The organism is Psychrobacter sp. KCTC 72983 (assembly GCF_014280455.1).
Taxonomy (GTDB): domain Bacteria; phylum Pseudomonadota; class Gammaproteobacteria; order Pseudomonadales; family Moraxellaceae; genus Psychrobacter; species Psychrobacter pacificensis.
The window spans coordinates 62,484-82,524 of sequence record NZ_CP060390.1 but is presented as its reverse complement, the minus strand read 5'-3'; the positions used below and the strand labels follow the sequence as shown (position 1 = coordinate 82,524).

Annotated in this window: 17 protein-coding genes and 1 pseudogene; 10 read left to right on the top strand and 8 right to left on the bottom strand. The window is 44.3% G+C overall.

Features of this window, described 5'->3' with window-relative positions; translation table 11 throughout:
- Positions 1–114: 114 nt before the first annotated feature.
- Positions 115–1,146, top strand: coding sequence for a tRNA dihydrouridine synthase DusB (dusB, locus tag PSBA01_RS00340; RefSeq protein WP_186474717.1), 1,032 nt, complete (start codon positions 115–117; stop codon positions 1,144–1,146).
- Positions 1,147–1,222: 76 nt separating this feature from the next.
- Here the strand turns inward: dusB and PSBA01_RS00335 are convergent, their stop codons facing one another.
- Entirely contained in the window at positions 1,223–1,630 is a 408-nt protein-coding gene (locus tag PSBA01_RS00335) for a DUF1622 domain-containing protein (RefSeq protein ID WP_228724598.1), read from the bottom strand.
- Between the two features lie 199 nt (positions 1,631–1,829).
- On the opposite strand from PSBA01_RS00335, the gene PSBA01_RS00330 reads away from it, so the two are divergent.
- Positions 1,830–2,717 carry an SDR family NAD(P)-dependent oxidoreductase gene (locus tag PSBA01_RS00330; RefSeq protein WP_071001368.1) on the top strand — a complete coding sequence of 296 codons (888 nt, stop codon included), beginning with the start codon at positions 1,830–1,832 and terminating at the stop codon, positions 2,715–2,717.
- A 609-nt stretch (positions 2,718–3,326) separates the two neighbouring features.
- Here PSBA01_RS00330 and PSBA01_RS00325 read toward each other — a convergent pair.
- On the bottom strand, positions 3,327–4,160 hold the full coding sequence (locus PSBA01_RS00325; protein ID WP_186474716.1) for a cation transporter: 834 nt from the start codon (positions 4,158–4,160) through the stop codon (positions 3,327–3,329).
- Between the two features lie 76 nt (positions 4,161–4,236).
- On the opposite strand from PSBA01_RS00325, the pseudogene PSBA01_RS00320 reads away from it, so the two are divergent.
- A pseudogene (locus PSBA01_RS00320) lies at positions 4,237–4,311 on the top strand (IS1 family transposase); the annotation flags it as partial.
- A 209-nt stretch (positions 4,312–4,520) separates the two neighbouring features.
- Here PSBA01_RS00320 and PSBA01_RS00315 read toward each other — a convergent pair.
- From PSBA01_RS00315 to lipB, 3 genes are all read right to left on the bottom strand, one after another.
- Complete coding sequence (locus PSBA01_RS00315) at positions 4,521–4,988, bottom strand: hypothetical protein (RefSeq protein WP_186474715.1); 468 nt, start codon at positions 4,986–4,988, stop codon at positions 4,521–4,523.
- A 177-nt stretch (positions 4,989–5,165) separates the two neighbouring features.
- Positions 5,166–5,696: an inorganic diphosphatase gene (locus PSBA01_RS00310; protein WP_186474714.1), complete on the bottom strand. Its 531-nt coding sequence runs from the start codon at positions 5,694–5,696 to the stop codon at positions 5,166–5,168.
- Positions 5,697–5,889: 193 nt separating this feature from the next.
- A complete protein-coding gene (gene lipB / locus PSBA01_RS00305) occupies positions 5,890–6,744 on the bottom strand; it encodes a lipoyl(octanoyl) transferase LipB (protein WP_186474713.1) in 855 nt (284 codons plus the stop codon).
- A gap of 409 nt (positions 6,745–7,153) precedes the next feature.
- Here lipB and PSBA01_RS00300 point away from each other — a divergent pair, with 409 nt between their 5' ends.
- The 5 genes from PSBA01_RS00300 to pncB all read left to right on the top strand — a co-directional run bounded on the left by PSBA01_RS00300 (position 7,154) and on the right by pncB (position 15,453).
- Positions 7,154–8,638 carry a coniferyl aldehyde dehydrogenase gene (locus PSBA01_RS00300; RefSeq protein ID WP_186474712.1) on the top strand — a complete coding sequence of 495 codons (1,485 nt, stop codon included), beginning with the start codon at positions 7,154–7,156 and terminating at the stop codon, positions 8,636–8,638.
- 345 nt (positions 8,639–8,983) lie between these two features.
- Positions 8,984–10,912, top strand: a complete 1,929-nt coding sequence (locus tag PSBA01_RS00295; RefSeq protein WP_186474711.1) for a glycine betaine ABC transporter substrate-binding protein — start codon at positions 8,984–8,986, stop codon at positions 10,910–10,912.
- Between the two features lie 64 nt (positions 10,913–10,976).
- On the top strand, positions 10,977–11,870 hold the full coding sequence (locus PSBA01_RS00290) for an ATP-binding cassette domain-containing protein (protein ID WP_186474710.1): 894 nt from the start codon (positions 10,977–10,979) through the stop codon (positions 11,868–11,870).
- A 314-nt stretch (positions 11,871–12,184) separates the two neighbouring features.
- Complete coding sequence (gene msrAB, locus PSBA01_RS00285) at positions 12,185–13,930, top strand: bifunctional peptide-methionine (S)-S-oxide reductase MsrA/peptide-methionine (R)-S-oxide reductase MsrB (RefSeq protein ID WP_416383523.1); 1,746 nt, start codon at positions 12,185–12,187, stop codon at positions 13,928–13,930.
- Positions 13,931–14,226: 296 nt separating this feature from the next.
- Positions 14,227–15,453: a nicotinate phosphoribosyltransferase gene (gene pncB, locus PSBA01_RS00280; RefSeq protein WP_186474708.1), complete on the top strand. Its 1,227-nt coding sequence runs from the start codon at positions 14,227–14,229 to the stop codon at positions 15,451–15,453.
- 1 nt (position 15,454) lies between these two features.
- On the opposite strand, the gene xseB is transcribed toward pncB, so the two are convergent.
- The 3 genes from xseB to PSBA01_RS00265 form a co-directional block, all read right to left on the bottom strand.
- The gene (xseB, locus tag PSBA01_RS00275; RefSeq protein WP_075106096.1) at positions 15,455–15,700 is read right to left on the bottom strand and encodes an exodeoxyribonuclease VII small subunit; all 246 of its coding nucleotides are present in this window, start codon (positions 15,698–15,700) and stop codon (positions 15,455–15,457) included.
- 58 nt (positions 15,701–15,758) lie between these two features.
- Positions 15,759–17,291, bottom strand: a complete 1,533-nt coding sequence (gene xseA, locus PSBA01_RS00270) for an exodeoxyribonuclease VII large subunit (protein ID WP_186474707.1) — start codon at positions 17,289–17,291, stop codon at positions 15,759–15,761.
- A 241-nt stretch (positions 17,292–17,532) separates the two neighbouring features.
- The gene (locus PSBA01_RS00265) at positions 17,533–17,901 is read right to left on the bottom strand and encodes a hypothetical protein (protein ID WP_186474706.1); all 369 of its coding nucleotides are present in this window, start codon (positions 17,899–17,901) and stop codon (positions 17,533–17,535) included.
- 290 nt (positions 17,902–18,191) lie between these two features.
- Between PSBA01_RS00265 and PSBA01_RS00260 the strand changes: the two genes are divergently transcribed.
- Positions 18,192–18,842, top strand: a complete 651-nt coding sequence (locus PSBA01_RS00260) for an alpha/beta hydrolase (RefSeq protein WP_186474705.1) — start codon at positions 18,192–18,194, stop codon at positions 18,840–18,842.
- An 86-nt stretch (positions 18,843–18,928) separates the two neighbouring features.
- The gene (gene zapE, locus PSBA01_RS00255) at positions 18,929–20,029 is read left to right on the top strand and encodes a cell division protein ZapE (protein WP_186474704.1); all 1,101 of its coding nucleotides are present in this window, start codon (positions 18,929–18,931) and stop codon (positions 20,027–20,029) included.
- Positions 20,030–20,041: the final 12 nt, after the last annotated feature.

Sequence of the window (20,041 nt, the reverse complement as noted above, 5' to 3'; positions counted from 1 at the left end):
AATGTATCAAAAATGAGTAATGCTTATGCAAGCTATTCACGTTAATCGCTTGCAATAAATGTAAGAATCCTTAGAATAACGGCTTGTTTTCCTTACAAATCAAGCCGTTTTTCTATGTCTATTGATTCTCCTGTGTTACCTTCATCCTCGACTTTGTCCGACCATCCATTGTTGCAACCCTTAAATATAGGTGGCCTGACGATTGAAAACCGTTTGATGGTTGCGCCGATGGCGGGCGTGACGGACAATCCTTTTCGCCGATTGTGTAAGTCATTTGGCGCAGGTCATGCGGTCAGCGAGATGATCATCGCTGATACGGCACTTTATGCACGCAAAAAATCCCTATATCGTGCCAATTTCGACAATGAGATTGCGCCTATTTCTGCACAGATAGCAGGCGCAGAGCCAGACAAATTGGCTGAAGCGGCTCGTTATCAAATCGATAATGGCGCGCAGATTATCGATATCAATATGGGCTGTCCGGCCAAAAAAGTCTGCCGTAAGCTGGCAGGCTCAGCGCTGCTGCAAGATGAGGATTTAGTAGCAAGATTGCTTGATGCTGCAGTCAATGCCGTTGATGCGCCTGTCACACTAAAGACACGATTGGGGTTTGAAAACGGTCGTGAAAACATCCTGCGAGTCGCCAAGCGGGCAGAGCAAGCAGGTATTGCCGCGATTGCGATTCATGGGCGTACGCGCGAGGATATGTATACGGGCGAGGCGCGTTATGAGTTAATACGCGAAGTCAAAGACAGCATTAGCATTCCTGTCATTGCGAATGGCGATATCGATAGCGCGCAAAAAGCGCAGCATGTTTATGAGATGACAGGCTGTGATGCAGTGATGATTGGGCGAGCCGCGCAAGGTCAGCCGTGGATATTTCGTGATATTGAGCGCTTTTTGCGCACAGGTGATGTGCTTAATGCCCCAAGTGTGAGCGAGATTAAGGAAGTTGTACTGGCGCATTTGCAAGAGCTGTATGACTTTTACGGCGAGTACTCTGGCTGCCGTATCGCCCGCAAGCATATTGCGTGGTATACGACAGGCATCCCCAACTCCAACGCCTTCCGTCAAGCGATGTATGGCGAGGAGAGTACAGCAGGGCAGTTCCGCGTGGTTGAGCGTTTTTTGCAGACGCATGAGTAGTAATGATCTGTACAGTTTCATCACGCTTATCATAAGCATAAATCACTGATACGTCTTTTAATCCTGTTGATTAAAGCTATGTGTTATCAACAAGTGTGGCTTCATTAAAAGGCATAGCATCAGAGTTTTTCTCAGATGTTGGCTTTTCTTTTTGCCAAGGGAATCGGCCTTCTAGCTCAACTTGTAGTGATAAACTCAAAAACGTACGAATAAGCACGATAATACCCAACACCAAGACGCTGCGTAATGTCGGCTCTGTCACCACTGTTGCCATAATGTCTGCGGCAATCAGTACCTCAAGTCCCAAAAGAATGGATTTGCCAACGGTCTGCCTACTCTCTACATAGGTATTATGGTTCAGGCCGCCCGATACCCGAAATGCTTTGTAAAAGGCAAAGAGGAGTCCAAAGAACATAATCAAGACACCAATGACTTCGACTATCTTGGCAATCAAGTCAATATAGTGGGTTAGGTTTCCGATCAAAATAATGTCTCCTCTGTATTAGTTAGCAAAAAGTATGGCGCTAAATATCGTCACTATTATATGATGATATATCACTATAAACCTCTAAAACCGTCAAGTTAACTATCAGCTATTGGTGTTTTGTTCACTGTATGCGATATTTTTTTGCTATGCTGTAAACGAATATTCATTGGCATAGGACAGACAAAAAGGACTTTTTATGGCTAATCCCTCGAAAAAAGCAATAACAAAAGCAGTAAAAGGCAAGAATATTATCATTACGGGTGCATCAAGTGGTATTGGCGAGCGTACGGCTTTTTTATTAAGTGAGTGCGGGGCGCATGTTATTTTGTTGGCGCGTACTGAAGACAAACTAAAAACCGTCAAAGAAAATATTGAAATATTGGGTGGCAGGGCCAGTTATTATCCATGTGACCTCACCAATATGGATGAGATTGAAAAAATCAGCGAACAAATTCTTGCTGATTTTAAACATGTGGATGTATTGGTCAATAATGCTGGTCGCTCGATTCGCCGTTCAGTCCATGAGTCGGTCAACCGTTTTCATGACTTTGAGCGCACCATGGAAATCAATTATTTTGGCGCGGTCAAAATTATTTTGGGTTTCTTGCCGACGATGATTAGCCGCCAGACGGGTCAAGTCGTCAATATCTCTTCGATTGGGGTATTGGCCAACAGCCCTCGTTTTGCCGCGTATGTGGCGTCAAAATCTGCGTTAGATGCGTTTAGTCGTTGCTTAGCCGCGGAAGTCAAAGGCGATAATATCAAGGTCACCAATATCTTTATGCCCTTGGTACGTACCCCTATGATTGCCCCAACCAAACTATACCGTTATATGCCAGCTTTGATGCCTGATGAAGCCGCATTAATGGTCGCAAAAGCGATTGTCCATAAGCCAAACAGTATCGCCAGTAATATGGGCAAATTCGCCTCAGCGACGTACTCGTTGGTGCCAGCCTTTAACGTCGGTATTCAATCAATTGGTTATCGTATCTTCCCAAGTTCGACGGCAGCGCAAACGACTGATAGTAAGCCTAACTTTGCTCAGCGTGCCTTTGCCAGAATTCTCCCTGGTGAGCATCACTAAGATAGGTTTATTCTCAATTATTACGAAAACAAAAAAAAGGATACGATGGTATCCTTTTTTAATACCCTATCTATTTGTATTGATGTTCCTATAATATAGATAGGTAAGGCGTTAGTAGCCTTTTGTTCTTAGCAATTTACTTCGGTTAAAGTTTATTTGCCATAATCCACCTTTATGCGCAGAATGGGCGGTTCCCTAGTGAGGACTTGAATCTTTGGCTGTGAGCTAATGGTATTAAGGTTTCAACTTGCTGAGATAGCCACAGTGTACTTCATGATGTACTTACCATAGATATTCTATCTATGATCGGTGCGCTAGTGAGGACTTGAAGAGACCATCCCAGATTCTGTGTAACTGACGTTTAGATTAAATACTTACACAAAATTTAGGAAGGTCTCCCAGATTCTTATCAAAGACTTCATCATCTATTATTCGCCAAACGGCAACTTGCTGATGGTCTTTGGTGGTGACTAGATTTAAAGTTTGTTCAATCATTGCTTGAGGTCTCATATCCTTATGATGTTTATTTGCTTCAAACCCAGTTACTTTACACTTAGCGGTTTAATTAAGCTACTTACTTGAGCTATTTGCTTCAGTTATTAGGCTTGGCTACTTACTCAACTTCAATATTCTAAAGGCGCCCTGAATAACTACAGCAAATACGATGCTACCAATAATCAAATCAGGCGTACTAGAGTGTAACCAATTAACCAAAATCCCTGCAACAATTACCCCTAAATTGATAATCACATCGTTTGAAGTGAAAATCATACTGGCTTGCATATGGGCTTCTTCTTCTTTGCTTTTCGATTTTTGTAGTAAATAGAGGCAAATCAAGTTTGCAATTAGCGCAAGAATCGATATGACTATCATGGTAGAAAAGTCAGGTAACTGCTCATTGCCAAAGAAACGTCTTAGTACTTCTAAAAAACCAAGAATCGCTAGCGTAATTTGAAAATATCCGGCAATTCTAGCAATCCGTTTTTTCTTAATGACCGTTCCACCGACCGCAAATAAGCTAATTCCGTACACGAAGCTATCTGCTAACATATCTAAGCTGTCGGCGACCAACCCCATCGAACGAGAAATCAGTCCCGTGCTCATTTCAATAATAAAGAAAGCAAAGTTAATGACCAGCACTATCCATAGTAGCTTTCTTTGCTCAGCATCTTTTTTGTGACTAGAGTCAGCATCAATTTTAAAATTATTGTTGGGATCAGAGGGGTCAATGGTTTCGGTCGAGAGTAGGGTGTCTCCTAATTTTAGGTCATGAATAGCAGTCTCTATCCCTTCTATATTGTCATGATGAAACACAGTTAATTGACGGTTAGGAATGTCGAACTCAAGATGTTCAATATTCGAGTGGCCCTCTAATTTCATTCGGATTAGGTTTTCCTCCGAAGGGCAGTCCATCTTCGATATTTTAAAAGTTGTTTTATTCATAGCTACATTTATATCCGGGTGGTGGTTCAAAAAGTAGGCTGGAAAAAAACAGGCTGAGAAATTGATAAATAGTGAAATGCAAATGACACTATACATCAAATGCCCAGCCTGTCTAAGTGACAATATAAAGAAAAATGGTTTCAAAAGCTATACCCCAAGGGAACCAACCATTTAACCCTTCAAACCTATTAACAGACCATTTAAAACAGACTGCTATAATGGAACCACTTATAACAGACTAGCGAAACCAACAAACCTTGTTAGGCTTTTCTATTGTCCAGCCTGTGAGTAACAATACTCGCAGGCTACAGTATCAGCGATAAACGGTTCTATAAAAAGTATCGCGCTCAAGTACTTTACTTAACCAAACACTCGCCACAATATCCAAAATATACCCATCATCAAGACAGCGATGACGAGTAATCGTTTTAGCCAATAAGGGAGCAAAGGTTTCTTATAACCCAAGTCATTCAGCTGACCATTGACACCATCTTGCAAGCTCTTAAATGCTTGGCTTTGCTTGGTGGTTTTGACGCGATTTTTTACCAATGGACCGGGCTCATCTTCGACCTCTTGCTCTCTATCGAAACTAATGGCCTGATTTGGGATACCTTGTTTGCTGGCGATGGTATTGAGCTTTTGCTGTTGTTTTACCTTGAGTGCAGTCTCATAGGCATCAATTCTGGTTTTGGCTTCATCCATACTGATGTTTTCGTCGGCCGCCAAGGTTTTGATGGCCATCACCAAGTTGTTTTTTTCGACCATCATAATGATGTCTTTTGGCAACTTTGTACTGACAGGCTTTGCGCTGGGGTCGGGGTTAAACATGGCTGTCCTTATTACGGCGTATGAGTGTGAATGAGTAGTCGCGTTTATTATAACCATTTTACATACAGAGTATTCAAGTTACACGCAGAGTATTCAAGCAAAAAAATACCGCCATCACAGTGTGATCGCGGTATTTTACTCTTTATCTTTTATCAGCATTGAGCCAATTTTGATAAATTATAGATCTTTCCAGCGTTGGATAGATTCTTTGATGACTTCTTTGGCTTCGCTCACATCACCCCAAGATTCGACCACGGTAGTACCCGCTTTTTTCAGGTCTTTATAGTGGCTGAAATGGAACTCTAGTTGGTTGATCAACTGCTTTGGCAGATCTTCTAGGCTGTTGTAGGCATTGCCCGTATCACGGTCATCAGCAGGGACGACAACGATTTTGTCATCGACTTCGCCATCATCAACAAACTTCATGACACCGATGACTTTGGCCTTTAAAAAGATGCCAGTCGGTAGCGGCTGCTCAGTCAAAATCAATGCATCTAGCTCATCACCATCTTCGTCAAGCGTTTGCGGGATGAAACCATAGTTACATGGCTTAGCAAAAATCTGTGGATCAATACGATCAAGCTCAAATACGGCCAAGTCGCGATTCCACTCAATTTTATGACTGCTACCAGTTGGGATTTCTACTACTACATTGATGATGCCGCCGTCTACGTCGCCTGCATCCAAAATTTTGTTAAAATCTGCCATGAAATGCTCCAATTTGCTTTTGTTTTAGGTGTTTGAATGATTGATTTAGCTAGGGATACTGCAAAATTTTTACCGCACCCGATTTGTACTGGGTGCGATTATAACAAGTTTGGTCTAAATTTTCTCTTAATGCTTAAGTCTAAGCGTGCAAGATATTATGCAAAAAAAGATTATGCAAAAATGGACTCAAAACTCACTTTGGCGCTATTGCTCGCAATTCAATCAGTCCAGCATGACGCTTGGCGATATTATCGATAAGTTTTTGAGTAACTATCTTGTAGTTTAATGTGTCGCTGATTTGTTGAGTCGTTTGTGTTTCTGACTCTTTTTGCTCTGAATCTGTCTGCATGGCCACAAAATCAGACAAGCGCAACATCTGCATCCCCGCATAACCGCAAGGATTGATAGCATTAAATGCTGACAAATCACAGTCTAAGTTAATTGCGATACCATGATAGCTAAAACCATGCTTAATCTTAAAGCCCAATGACGCTATTTTCCCAAGCATAATCTTGTCATCCAAAGAGTCGCTACTGGCTGGCATGCCATCTGGATCATCCGCCATATTCGTTACAGGTGACTCCGCATACAGATACACACCAGGCGCATCACGGCGGGCGTGGGCACTGATATTGTCACGACTAGATGGCGAGCTATGCAGACAGTCATTTACCACATCCTCTATCGCCTGCTCAGCATGGGAGACCAGATGGCGCACACTCCAGCCCAAACTGTTTAAGTCAAACAACCAGTAAAGTACCAGCTGTCCGTGACCATGCCAAGTTACCTGACCACCGCGGTCGGTCTTGATAATCGGCGTGTCGGTGCGCTGCAATATGTGCTCTTCTTTGCCTGCTTGTCCAAGCGTATAAACATCGTTGTGATCAACGATCCATAACTCATCAGGCGTGCGCAGTCCTTGCTGTTTTTTTAGATCGATACGTTCGAGAGTACGTGACAGCATGGCATCGAGAGTGGGAACATAATCGGCTGCTGACAGAGATTTACTGATCAGCATGTCATTGAGCGGTTGTGTGTCGTTTTGCATGAGCGTGTCTGTCTTATTATTGTCTGGTTTAAATATATATAATGCCGATGGCTAGTGTAGCAGTTTTGGCAGGTATCGCTCAAAGATTATATGCTATCACGCAGTCTAAAAGACAGTTAAATACTAAGGGTGAAAAGTCATGAAGGACCATAAAAATATTTATATATCATTGAGTTAGCTGATAGGTAGACAACACTAGTACAGACGCACTAGTCAACCAAAGAAGCTGTTCATTGCGCAGTCAATGCGCTACATTAAAGTTTGATAAGCAAAACCGAATAAAATGTACGGTCAGGGCATATAACGGATGCGCGCGTCTGACTAACAAAGTAACACCATAATTCAATAAACCATAATTCAATAAACATAGTGACCATGTGACATCATATGAGCACGACAAGGAAGATAAATGACAGATAGCAACCAACACGCCCATGAGCAGGCACCAACCGATGCAGGTTTTGCGTTGCAGCGTATGCCTGAAGCGTTGAGTACCGCAAAAACCATCGATGAGATGAAAGCGCAATTTGCGCGCTTACAAATGCTAAGCCGTAAGCAGCCGATCAATGATTGGGGTACTCGTGAGACTCAGCTAGATAATCTGGAGGTGATGCTGAGCGACAATCAAGAAAGCTTTGCAAAAGCAATCAGCGCAGACTTTGGCTATCGTAGCCAATCAGAGACTCAGTTTGCTGAGTTGTTTCCAAGCTTTACGGGTATCAGTCATGCCAAAAAGCACGGCAAAAAATGGATGAAAACGTATCGTGCGCCTATTTCACCCTTATATATGCCCGCTCACAACGAGATTCAGCCGCAGCCATTGGGGGTGGTCGGTATCATGGTGCCGTGGAATTATCCGCTGTTTTTGGCGATTGGTCCGATGATTGATGCAATCACCGCGGGCAACCGTATCATGGTCAAAATGAGCGAAGCTGCGCCGCAGTTTGCTCAGACATTTGCTGATGCCATTTCTCGTTATTTTTCGCCCGATATGATTTGTGTGGTGCTGGGTGAGGTGGATATTGCGGCCGCCTTTAGTGAGTTACCATTTGACCACTTGCTATACACGGGTTCGACTGCTGTAGGCAAAAAGGTAATGGCTGCCGCTGCGCCTAACTTGACCCCAGTGACGCTTGAGCTTGGCGGTAAGTCACCAGTGATTGTATTGGATGATGCCAATCTAGAGTCGGTGGTCAACCGTGTCATGATGGGTAAAACACTAAATGCAGGTCAGACGTGTATTGCTCCAGATTATGTATTGATTCAGCGTCAATATCATGATCAGTTTATTCATTTGGCAAAAGAGTGGATGGCCAAGCACTATCCCAATATCGAAAACAATCCAGACTATTCACGCATTATCAATGGTGAGCAGTTTAAACGGGTCAAGGGTTACCTAGACGCGCTAACAGGTGTTGAGATACACGCACTTACTGCAGTTGAGCCCAATATCGAAACGCGCTTGATGCCACCTGTGATTGTGAGCGAGCCTGCGCCTGATAGCGATCTGATGCAAAATGAGATTTTTGCCCCGATTTTGCCATTGGTGCATTATGAGACACTCGACGATGCGATTTCTTTCGTCAACGCGCGTCCACGTCCATTAGCGCTGTATGTCTTTAGCGACAACCACAGCTATATCGAAAATGTGCGCAATCATACCGTCTCTGGTGGTCTATGTATCAATGAAGTGATCATGCATGTCGCCCAGCATGACTTGCCGTTTGGTGGGGTCGGTGACTCTGGTACAGGCGCATACCATGGCAAAGCGGGCTTTGAGCGCTTGAGCCATATGAAACCTATCTTTGTACAGACCAAGCTAAATGGTCTCAATTTCTTATTGCCGCCTTATGGTGGACTGTTTAAAAAGGCGATGGCATTGTTTTTGAAATAATTGCTCTATGGGAGTTATTCAAAAATTGATTTTGAACTCTCTTCATTCGATACCTATATCTATAGCATCTATAAAAATAGGTGCTATTTTTTTGTCAAAAAATCAAAGGTTAGCATTGGGAAAAGATTTATTAATGATAGCGTTATATCTGCATGGCATGAGGTTTAACAATCTCAGCAATCGACAAATAAGCATTTGTTATTACTCCTATAAGTCGCTACACTTTGTAGTAAGTCTAAACAACAATGAATGATTCATAGATGTTGTGAGTCAATATGGCATCGTGATGCTCTGTGGTTGTGATACTTCTTTCATGCCAGTACAAAACAATAAATAGGACAAAGCATGCGCCAATGGATTGCATTAAGTTTACTGTGTATGAGCGCGTTGTTGCTGCCTTTATCAGCATCAGCAGCTTGTGAGTCACCGATCAAGTTTGGCGCACTGACGTGGGAGAGCGGACAGTTTACTTCTGGGGTACTCAAATATATTGCTGAAGAGGGTTACGACTGTACGGTCGAGGAGGTACCAGGAGCAGGACCTGCGCTTGAGACCGCATTGTCTCAAAACGATATTCAGATCATCGGTGAGCAGTGGATTGGACGCTCACCAATCATGGAAAATGCCATCGAGCAGAACAAAGTGGCCGTCATTGGCGATACGCTCAAAGGCGGCGCAACCCAAGGGTGGTATGTCCCAAAATATGTATTAGAAGAAAACCCAGGGCTACGTCGTTATCAAGACTTGCCCAAATATGCTGATCTATTCAAAGACCCTGAAGATCCGAGCAAATCTCGCTTTATGAACTGTCCTTCTGGCTGGACCTGTGAGATTTTTAATACGCGCCTTCTAAAAAATACGGGGCTTGATAGTATTTTTAACAATGCTCATCCTGGTACGGGCGCTGCGCTCGATGCCGAAATCGCCTCTGCTTTTGAGCAGCACAAGCCTCTATTGTTTTACTACTGGCAGCCTACGGGCCTAATGGCAAAGTATGATTTTGCTGCTTTGGAGTTCCCAGATCACAAAGATGCCTGCTGGCAAGACCTATTACTCGCTGACGGTACATCTGATTGCGTGTCTGGTTTTCCCGTATCGCCGCTAGGTATTGCCGTATCTACCCCATTTATCGAATCTAACCCTGAGCTGGCAGAGGTCTTCAAAAAGATACAGTTTACGCCTGATGAGCTGAACGGCGCTATCTTGGAGATGAGTGAGAGTAAGCGTAGTGGCGATGAGCAGGCGTTGGTGTTTTTGCGTGATAACCCAGACGTTTGGCGCGGTTGGTTGTCTGAGGAAGCTGCTACCAATCTTGCGACTAAGCTAGGTGTCAGTTTGGACGGTACCACCTCGATTGATGATACTGCTTCTACTATGGATCAGTCGGTATTATCATCCAGTTTTCCATCATGGTCACTTGAGACCCCGCTCAACAATGCCTTATCAAGCGTCGTCCAAAACTACGGAGACGTATTTCGCACTATTAGCACGGTGACACTTACGTACTTGCTCTTACCCATTGAGCGATTATTAACGATTATTCCGCCTTGGCTGATTATCGCCTTGGTGGCTGTATTGGCGTGGTTTGGTGTACGCAAGATTTGGTTTGCGTTGGCATGCGGCGCGGGGCTATTTTTGATTGGTGCTTTTGGCTTATGGGGAGCACTGATTGACACCTTGGCTCTGCTTATTGTATCGGTGCTCGTTACAGTAGTGACTGGTATTCCTATCGGCATTGCCATGTCGGGTAGCAAGCTGCTGCGCAAGATTGTGACGCCAGTACTTGATGTAATGCAGACGATGCCAAGCTTTGTGTATCTCATACCGGTACTGATGCTGTTTGGTATTGGTAAAGTGCCTGCACTTTTTGCAACGGTTATTTACGCGTTGCCGCCACTGATTCGTCTGACAACGTTGGGTGTTACCCAAGTGAATCATGAAATGGTCGAGGCAGGACGCTCTTTTGGTAGTACGCATTTACAGCTACTCATTTGGATTAAACTGCCACAGGCGTTGCCTAGTATCATGGCTGGTATTAACCAAGCGGTGATGATGTCGCTTGCCATGGTGGTACTGGCGTCGATGATTGGTGCCCCAGGCCTTGGTGAAGATGTATTGCAATCTATCCAAACGCTTAATATCGGGCAAGGCTTACAAGCGGGTACGGCGATCGTTATCGTTGCCATTATCATTGACCGCATTACTCAAGCCTTTGGTCAAGGAAAGCGTGCTCGTCAAAAAACGATCAAAGCAGGCAGGCGTCCGATTGGGTAGAAACTTGTCCAATAGTCAATGAGTAAAGCCAGCATAAAAAATCAAGCAAATAGCGAGAGTCACGATGAATCATATCCAGCTAAAAAATATCAGTAAAATCTATAATGCCAATAGCACGCAAGCCCAGTCTGCAATGGCGTTACTGGCTGAGGGTATGGATAGCGTTGCAGTTAAAGAACAAACTGGCTACTCGGTGGGGCTCTACGATATCAATCTCGATATCAAAGCAGGGGAGCTGCATTGTATTATGGGGTTGTCAGGCTCTGGCAAGTCGACCTTGATACGTCATCTCAATCGATTGATTGATCCAACCAGCGGCGAGATATGGGTTAACACGACGGTCAATACCAAAACGCACGCCAAGGATAATACTCAGGCAAACACTGCGCCAGTAGACGAAAGCTCATCTAACGCTATCAATATTTTAGAACTTAATGATAAACAATTGCAGCACTACCGCCAGCAAACGGTCAGCATGGTTTTTCAGCATTTCGGCTTAGTTCCACACATGACTGTGATTCAAAACGTCGCTTATGGTCTGCGTGTCCGTAAAATGAGTGTGAGCGAGCGTCATGAGATCGCGCGTTATTGGCTCAATGAAGTGGGGCTTACCAATTTAGAGCACAGCTACCCTGATGAGCTATCAGGTGGGATGCAGCAGCGTGTTGGGCTGGCTCGTGCGCTAGCAACGGACAATCCCATCTTATTGATGGATGAGGCATTCTCTGCGCTTGATCCGCTTATTCGCGCGCAGTTGCAAGATCAATTATTAGAACTACAAGAGCGCCTGAACAAAACCATCGTTTTTATCACCCATGATATCGATGAGGCTATTAAAGTTGGTCAGCGCATCAGTATTTTAAATGGCGGACGCTTAGTACAGACAGGAACACCAAGCGACTTAAGACACAATCCTGCTGATGATTATGTCGAGCAGTTTATGCGTGCCAAAGCTTAATTGGGACTGATGAGGGTGTCAGACACTTCTCTATCAGCACTCTTACTATCCTGTTAAATAAGTGTAGCTATCGATAGCTTACTATTAAAGTAGGCTCCAGTAGCGTTGTATACTATTAAGATGAACTAATGCGTCTCAACCATCAGAATCACTGTCTCTCCACCATTTTTCAAAGTCTTATCTCTTTAACTTGAGTTCCTCATAATAGAATTTTGAGCAATGTAGTCGCTCATGGTTGCCAAAACTCGCACCATTCGTAACAAGGACATGTCATGTCATATAAAAACAATCAAAAAAATAGTAATCATGAAGAAATTAAGAAACCTCGCTCACTAAGCTGGCTAAAAAATGTTAGCGCCTTTAGCATGACAACAGTGCTAAGTGCAGGAATATTAGTCGCCTGTGGCCAGATGAGTAATGCAGAAAGCAGCGCAAGCAGTAGTACCAAATCAGGTAGTCAAAATACTGGTGTCACAAGCTCTCGTGACATGTTGCCTTCCGACATGCTCAAACAAATGCAAGCATTGTCGCAGCTAACGAGCGGCTTAGGCGACACAGGTGCGGCAGTGATTGATCCTAATAAGCCAACCTTGGTAAAATTTTGGGCGAGTTGGTGCCCGTTATGCTTGGGAACGTTAAAGGAGACTGAGACATGGCGCATGGATCCCAAATTTTCAGGGCTGAATGTCATGACTGTCGCCAGTCCTGGTCACCTGAATGAAAAAGCGGATGATGAGTTTAGTACTTGGTATGCAGGCGTACAAGCTGACTACCCAAACTTGCCTGTCTTGACTGACCCTTCAGGTGAACTTATCAATAAGCTTGGCGTGCAAGTTTATCCAAGCTGGGCTATCCTTGATAAAAATGGCAATCTAGTACACTTGGTAAAAGGTAATATATCAGCAGAGCAAGCCTACGCACTTGCCGAAAATGCAGATAATGGCTTTGCTGAGCTCAAAGCAGGTAACGCTAAACCTGCCAATGCACAAGCATCAGATAACCATAAAATCGAAACCATCAAGCAAAAAGATGGCGTGTATTACAATGAGACCGGCAAACCAATCAACACCCGCTCAATCTACCTTGCAGGGGGCTGTTTTTGGGGTGTTGAAGCTTATATGGAGCGCGTTGATGGCGTCATCGATGCCGTATCAGGTTACGCCAATGGCGATACAGCCAATCCAAGCTATGAGCAAGTCATTCGTGGCTCAGGGCATGCAGAAACCGTAAAAGTTACCTATGATGCCGACAAAACAGACCTCGATACCATCTTAAAATACTATTTCCGAGTGGTTGATCCAACGAGTCTGAACAAGCAAGGTAATGATCGCGGTGTGCAGTATCGCTCAGGTGTGTATTACACCGACACAGAAGACAAAGCCGTGATTGATGCTGCGCTCAAGCGTGTACAAAGCAAATACGAGCAAAAAGTCGTGGTCGAAAATGAGCCCTTAGATAATTTTTATTTGGCTGAGATGTATCATCAGGATTATCTGGCAAAAAATCCAAATGGTTATTGTCATATTGATTTGAGTCTTGCTGATGATAAGCCTGAAGGGGCAGCTCGCACCAAACTTGCGCCAGCTAATACGGTCGCTGAGACGTTAGATCCCAAGCGCTATGCTAAATTTGACAAAGATGCGCTAAAGAATACGTTGACTAAAGCGCAATACAATATCACGCAAGAGGCTGGGACGGAGCGCGCCTTTAGTCATGAATATGATGATTTATTTGCGCCTGGTATTTATGTCGACGTAGTCAGTGGTGAGCCGTTGTTTTTGTCGACAGACAAATACCAGTCAGGATGCGGCTGGCCCAGCTTTACCAAGCCTATTGATATGCAAGTGATTACTCAGCATCAAGATACGGCATTCAATATGGTACGTACTGAGGTGCGCTCGCGCGTAGCAGATTCACATCTGGGTCATGTATTTCCTGACGGTCCAAAAGACCGTGGCGGGCTGCGTTATTGCATCAATGGCGGGGCGCTACAGTTCATACCAGTCGATGTGATGCCGCAATCGGGCTATGCACCATTGGTAAAACTGGTGAAATCATAGTCGTTTTATTGCCACCTTTGGATAAATAAAAAAGATGCTAAGTTCACTCTTAGCGTCTTTTTTGTTTCATGTAACTATTAGATATTCGATGATCATTTTCGGTGGTTGTACGAATTTTGCTGCAATCTCATGCGAACTCTGACATCAATACCAAACTTCGTTATACTGGATGGTTTATGGATGACGCATACTTTATGGGCGTCTATTATCCAGATGTTATTTATTATTCAGACATAAGGTCGCTTGGTTGATTCGGTGACACTTGTTTCTCATTTCTGCACTTTTAAGGCCATAGCATGACTGCTACTTATTCACCTATTATTACCTCACTGCTTGATAATGATTTGTACAAATTTACGATGTTGCAAGCCATGTTGCATCAATTTCCGCAGACGCATGGGGTCTACCGTTTTCGCTGCCGCAATAATAAAGACACCGCTTATCCACTCGCCAATATCAAAAAAGATCTAGAGCAGCAACTAGACAGCCTGTGTGAACTGCGCTTTTTGCCAGATGAGCTGGACTACCTACGTGGTTTGCGCTTTATGCGCTCAGACTTTGTGGATTATCTTGAGCTATTTAAGCTAAAGCGCCGGTTTATTACCGTCAGTATCGATGAGAAAGGCCGTTTGTCTATCGACATCGAAGGACCGATGATACAGGCAATGTTCTTTGAAGTATTTGTGCTGGCTATCGTCAATGAGCTATATTTCAATGCGTTATCTGACGATAGCGTGATTGTAGAAGGGCAGCGCCGCCTCGATGAAAAAGTGGCATTGCTGCATCAATATGCGGCAGAGCAGAAAAAAGAAGATCGTAATACGCCGCCGTTTATCGTCGCTGATTTTGGGACGCGTCGCCGCTTTAGCAAACGCTGGCAGGCGCATGTGGTAGAGACATTATACAAGGCTGCGCCAAAAATCGTGGGCGGCACATCCAATGTATATCTGGCAAAACAGCTCGGCATGACACCGATAGGCACGATGGCACATGAGTTTATGCAAGCCTTTCAGGCATTGGATGTACGTCTGCGCGATTCACAAAAGGCCGCGCTTGAAGCATGGGTGCATGAATATCGCGGTGATTTGGGTATTGCATTGACAGACGTGGTTGGTATGGATGCGTTCTTGCGCGACTTTGATTTGTATTTTGCCAAGCTCTTTGATGGGCTGCGTCACGATAGTGGCGACCCTTACATCTGGGGAGATAAAGCTGTGGCGCATTATGAAAAGCTAAAAATAGACCCAAAAACAAAAATCTTGACCTTTAGTGATGGGCTGGATTTAGAAAAAGCGTGGGAGCTGCATCAATACTTCAAAGACCGTATCAGAACCAGCTTTGGCATTGGCACCAATTTGACCAATGACATGGGTATCACACCGATTAATATCGTACTTAAATTGGTTGAGTGCAATGGTCAGCCAGTGGCCAAGCTCTCTGATAGCCCAGGCAAGACCATGATCAATAATGACACGTATCTTGCCTATCTACGCCAAGTCTTTGAAGTTGATGAGCCTGAATAAACTAACTGTCCGTGCTGCTAGTAGGTTTTTCTTCGGCGAAGGCCGCATCCAATGCTTGCTGTACCGCGTTAATACGGGTTTCGCAAACGCGATAAGCAGCAATAGATTCTTCAACCGTGGTCATCAGATTATCAATATCAGGCTCGTCTTGTTGCTGTAATTCGGCCGCATTGGTTTTTAAAATATCGTAAGCTGCCTTAAAGGTTTTTGGGGCGGCTTTTTTGCGTCTGCGAGTAGGGGTGGTCATAAAATTTCCTAATTGTTAAAGGTAAGTAGATAAGTAGTTGTTAGATATTATTATATGATTAAATGGGCATGTCTGAGGTTTCAGTCGCTTTCTTGTCGATATTGACATCGATAATCTGCGCTTTTGCATTGCCATCTTTTAAAATGATATTGACAGTTTGCTCAGGAGACAGTTGGGTGCTGGTCGTGAGCGTTTGGTTGTTTTTGGCATCCGTGAGCATGGTATAGCCTTGTTTGAGCACGCGAGACGGGCGATGTAATAGCACAATATCACGTAGATGTTCGCTATCACGCTGTGCTTGTATGACTTGCTGCTGCACGTTTTGCATAATCGATTCTTGATGAGTTTTGCTATTGGTCGCGGCTTTCGTCAGTTGTTGACGTGCCAAGGTTTGCGTTTGTGTATATCGCTCAGCCGTCAGTCTAGCGGCTTGCTTTACTTGACGCTGTGCGCTTTGTTGAATGCTACGCCACGCATAATCACTGTCTTTTCGCAGAGCGGTGAGTTGCCCAATAGTTTGCGACTGTATTTGGCTCAACTGGCGTGTGCTTTGTTGCTCCGCCGTATTGAGTTGGCGCTGAGCGGCTTGTTTGATTTGCGCTTGATATTGTAGCGTCTGAGTGACGAGCTGGGCTAAATGGCTATGGATAGCAGCAATCACTTTTGAGGGCGTATCAAAGCTGGTGTGCGCCACTTCATCTAAGATCACTTTGTCGCGTTCATGACCGATACCCACCCAGACAGGCACAGGCTGCTCAGCAACCAACGCTGCCAGCTCATAATCATTAAGATAAGCCAAATCACCAACCGCACCGCCGCCGCGAATAATCACCAATAAATCAGGCAAACGCTGATAAATTTCATAAAACTGCTGCTGAGCACTAACGATGGCTTGGCGTATCTCAGCGGGTGCATGATTGCCTTGAAAAGTCGCATTATGGTAGTGGAAATGACAAGCACCTGTACTGGCTAAGCGATCCGCATCTGCTTGAAAGTCACCCAATCCAGCCGCCTTTTCAGGCGCGATGACCAGCACATGCTCGATATCAAAAGGGGTAGGCAGCTGCTGATTGAGGTGTAATAGCCCTTCGCCTGTTAAGCGATCAACCATTTCTGCATACTGCCGTGCCAAGTCGCCTAGGGTATAGCTGGGATCGATATCCTCAATCGTGATTGAAAAACCGTACTGGGCATGGAATCCTGCCGATACTTTAAGGAGTACGGTCAAGTCACGCTCAAGCGGCATACCCGTTGCGCGCTCAAACTTGGCTAATACACGAGCCGCTTTAAAGCGCCAAAGGTTGCCGCGGCAGCTGGCGACCACTTTGCCATCATCGTCTTTTTCTGCCAATTCAAAGTAATAGTGACCACCTTTGCTCGACAGGTTACGGATTTCAGCTTTGACCCATACCCGATGGTCAAAGGTCTGTTTGATGACCATTTCAACCGCGGATAAGTAATCACTCAGGCGTAGGACTGTATCCTCTAAATGGTCTTCTTGCTCAGCGAGCTCGGCCTCTAGAGTGGCCAAATCTTTGGCAGGTGCGAGTACTTTGGCCTGTTTGATATTTGAAAGGTTAGGTTTGCGCATGATATAAGACCAAAGATAATGAAAATATAAAGACTGATGAGGATGTGCTGAATACGATAGCGGATAGTTTAACCCAAAAGGGCGCGCACAAAAAGTAAAGCCAACAAGCTTTGATTGATATATCATCCATATCGCGGCTTGTTGGCTATTTCATAAATCACAGTATGTCAGGTGATGCTAGAGAAACGCAAATGGCGTCGCTCATTTAGAGAGTTACTGATAGGGAGTTACTGATAGAGAGTTACTGACAACGAAAATTGATCTTGTACTCATAATCATCATTGCGTGACAAATCTGGCGTGCCCGTGCCAAAGATTGAGCCAACCACGGAACCCACTTGCCCAACCATACGGCCAGTACGTTCATTTAAGATACCATTATATTTGACATTGTCATCAACGATAATGACTTGTTTGCTTCGACAGGTTTTTTGCGCACTATCAATTGCATTTTGCTGCGCTTTGACTTTGGTATCAGCGATTCCCGTGGTTTCATAAATAGAGTTGGCGCGCTGGATCACTGGTGATGATGGCGTGCTTTGACAAGCGCTTAAAACGAGCGCACCGGCCAATATTGCACCTAAACTGGCAGTTTTGTTAAAGGTATTCATAAATAATTCCTAATGTATATAAACAGAACGTCTTAGCGATAGGCAAAGCTTCATGAATGTAGCGCATCTAGATATTACCTGTCTAGACGCTTATTGTGTGCGGTATTACAGCAGTATTACCTATCCAATTTATGACAAAAAAAGCGTGCTTAAATAAATCATATGCTCAGCTGCTGGGCATCAACTTTGGCCTAACATAAAACAAGTCGCACCCGTACACAGCAAATCACTTGAAATAAAAATCATATCTAGGATAATTGAGCCATTCATTTTTATTAATAAGTAATACTATGCAATTGATTCCTGCTCCTGCTGGTGTGCTCGAGGTCGACGCACTATGGCAAAATGACAATCCTAACGACCCAAATACAGATACCGTCGCGCTGCTGTGTCATCCCAATCCGTTGTTCGATGGGACAATGAACAATAAAGTGGTTACGACTATGTACCGCTTTGCCCGTGACAATGGCATGCATGTGGTGCGCTTTAACTTTCGCGGCGTTGGTCAATCGACAGGCGAGCATGATTATGCGGAAGGTGAAGTGGTCGATGCAATGACCGTGCTACAATGGATTGCTGAACAAACCAATGCCCGAAAGCTATGGCTGGGCGGTTTTTCTTTTGGTGGTTATGTCACTGCCCGCGTAGCTGAGCAAGTGCTTGAAGCCGCGCATATATGGGGGTTGGATGATTTTGACGTGTCAAAAATCGCGCTTATCGCACCCTCAGTTGAAAAAAATGACAGTACTGATATCAATCTACCCGCCGATAAAACCTTTGAGATTTATGGTAATGCGGACGAAGTAATCGCGCCTAAAAATATGCAGGCATTTGCAGATCGCTTAGGAGTTGCAGTAAGCGTCGTCGATGGTGCTGGTCACTTTTTTCACGGTCGCTTATCAGAGCTCAAGAAGTTATTAGAAACGCATAGTAACGCATAGTTTTAACCTTAACCGATAATTCATGTTTTAGGGTAGCACTTAGCCACTCCAATATTTTGATATTTAATCCAACGATGAGTCGTATTATGAGTTTATCTCCATTGCAACGTTACGAGAAAGCCGTCAGTACCGATGAGTTTACTCGGGATGAGCAGCAATTTCAGGCCATGAGCTATCTTGATGAGATATACCATCAGCTCATCAATAGCGCACCGCAAAAGAAAGGGTTCTTTGGGTTTTTAAAATCTAAGCCTGCCGCGCCAACTGGATTATATATGTGGGGCGGTGTCGGTCGCGGCAAGACGTGGATGATGGATATGTTTTATGATTCATTGACCATTGAGCGCAAAATGCGTCTGCATTTCCATCATTTTATGCAGCGTGTTCATCAGGAGTTGAATAAGCTTCAAGGCGAGAGTGATCCACTCGAAAAAGTCGCCGATATTATTTATAAAGAAGCGGTCATTATCTGCTTTGATGAGTTTTTTGTGTCTAACGTCTCTGATGCGATGATTTTGGGTGATTTATTTACGATGCTGTTTAATCGCGGTATCACTTTGGTTGCCACCTCAAATATTGAGCCGTCTGGTTTATACAAAGATGGTTTGCACCGCGACCGTTTTTTACCAGCCATTGCAGAGGTCGAGAGTCATACGACTGTGATGAATATAGACTCTGGTATTGATTACCGTCTGCGCGTGCTACAGCAAGCAGAGTTGTACAAATCACCAATGACCAAAGCCAACCATCACTGGCTCGCCAACCGCTTTGCCAGCTTGTCTAATAATCAAAAAATCAGCAATGACCCGATTACTATCAATGGCCGCGAGATCCCAATCAACGCGCGTACCGAAGATATCTTGTTTTGCGATTTTCGACATCTATGCATGGCACCGCGCTCGGCATCTGATTTTATTGAACTTGCAAAACAATTCAGCACGGTATTAGTTGATTCAGTACCCGCTTTAGATGATGATTTGCGTGATCCAACGCGCCGTTTTATTTATCTGGTCGATGAGTTTTATGATCGCCGTGTAAAACTGTTGGTACGCGCAGAGCAATCGATTTTGGACTTGTATCAAGGGGAAAAGCTAGCGTTTGAGATTGAGCGTACCCGCTCGCGCTTGCTTGAGATGCAGTCAGAAGACTATCTACGCATGGATCACCGTGTCGAGGATGCTGCGTAATTGATGTTTTTT

What these genes read in the sequence shown, in the direction of transcription:
- dusB (WP_186474717.1), top strand. Translation starts at nt 115, where the DNA reads ATGTCTATTGATTCTCCTGTGTTACCTTCATCCTCGACTTTGTCCGAC.
- PSBA01_RS00330 (WP_071001368.1), top strand. Translation starts at nt 1,830, where the DNA reads ATGGCTAATCCCTCGAAAAAAGCAATAACAAAAGCAGTAAAAGGCAAG.
- PSBA01_RS00325 (WP_186474716.1), bottom strand. Translation starts at nt 4,160, where the DNA reads ATGAATAAAACAACTTTTAAAATATCGAAGATGGACTGCCCTTCGGAG.
- PSBA01_RS00315 (WP_186474715.1), bottom strand. Translation starts at nt 4,988, where the DNA reads ATGTTTAACCCCGACCCCAGCGCAAAGCCTGTCAGTACAAAGTTGCCA.
- PSBA01_RS00310 (WP_186474714.1), bottom strand. Translation starts at nt 5,696, where the DNA reads ATGGCAGATTTTAACAAAATTTTGGATGCAGGCGACGTAGACGGCGGC.
- lipB (WP_186474713.1), bottom strand. Translation starts at nt 6,744, where the DNA reads ATGCAAAACGACACACAACCGCTCAATGACATGCTGATCAGTAAATCT.
- PSBA01_RS00300 (WP_186474712.1), top strand. Translation starts at nt 7,154, where the DNA reads ATGACAGATAGCAACCAACACGCCCATGAGCAGGCACCAACCGATGCA.
- PSBA01_RS00295 (WP_186474711.1), top strand. Translation starts at nt 8,984, where the DNA reads ATGCGCCAATGGATTGCATTAAGTTTACTGTGTATGAGCGCGTTGTTG.
- PSBA01_RS00290 (WP_186474710.1), top strand. Translation starts at nt 10,977, where the DNA reads ATGAATCATATCCAGCTAAAAAATATCAGTAAAATCTATAATGCCAAT.
- pncB (WP_186474708.1), top strand. Translation starts at nt 14,227, where the DNA reads ATGACTGCTACTTATTCACCTATTATTACCTCACTGCTTGATAATGAT.
- xseB (WP_075106096.1), bottom strand. Translation starts at nt 15,700, where the DNA reads ATGACCACCCCTACTCGCAGACGCAAAAAAGCCGCCCCAAAAACCTTT.
- xseA (WP_186474707.1), bottom strand. Translation starts at nt 17,291, where the DNA reads ATGCGCAAACCTAACCTTTCAAATATCAAACAGGCCAAAGTACTCGCA.
- PSBA01_RS00265 (WP_186474706.1), bottom strand. Translation starts at nt 17,901, where the DNA reads ATGAATACCTTTAACAAAACTGCCAGTTTAGGTGCAATATTGGCCGGT.
- PSBA01_RS00260 (WP_186474705.1), top strand. Translation starts at nt 18,192, where the DNA reads ATGCAATTGATTCCTGCTCCTGCTGGTGTGCTCGAGGTCGACGCACTA.
- zapE (WP_186474704.1), top strand. Translation starts at nt 18,929, where the DNA reads ATGAGTTTATCTCCATTGCAACGTTACGAGAAAGCCGTCAGTACCGAT.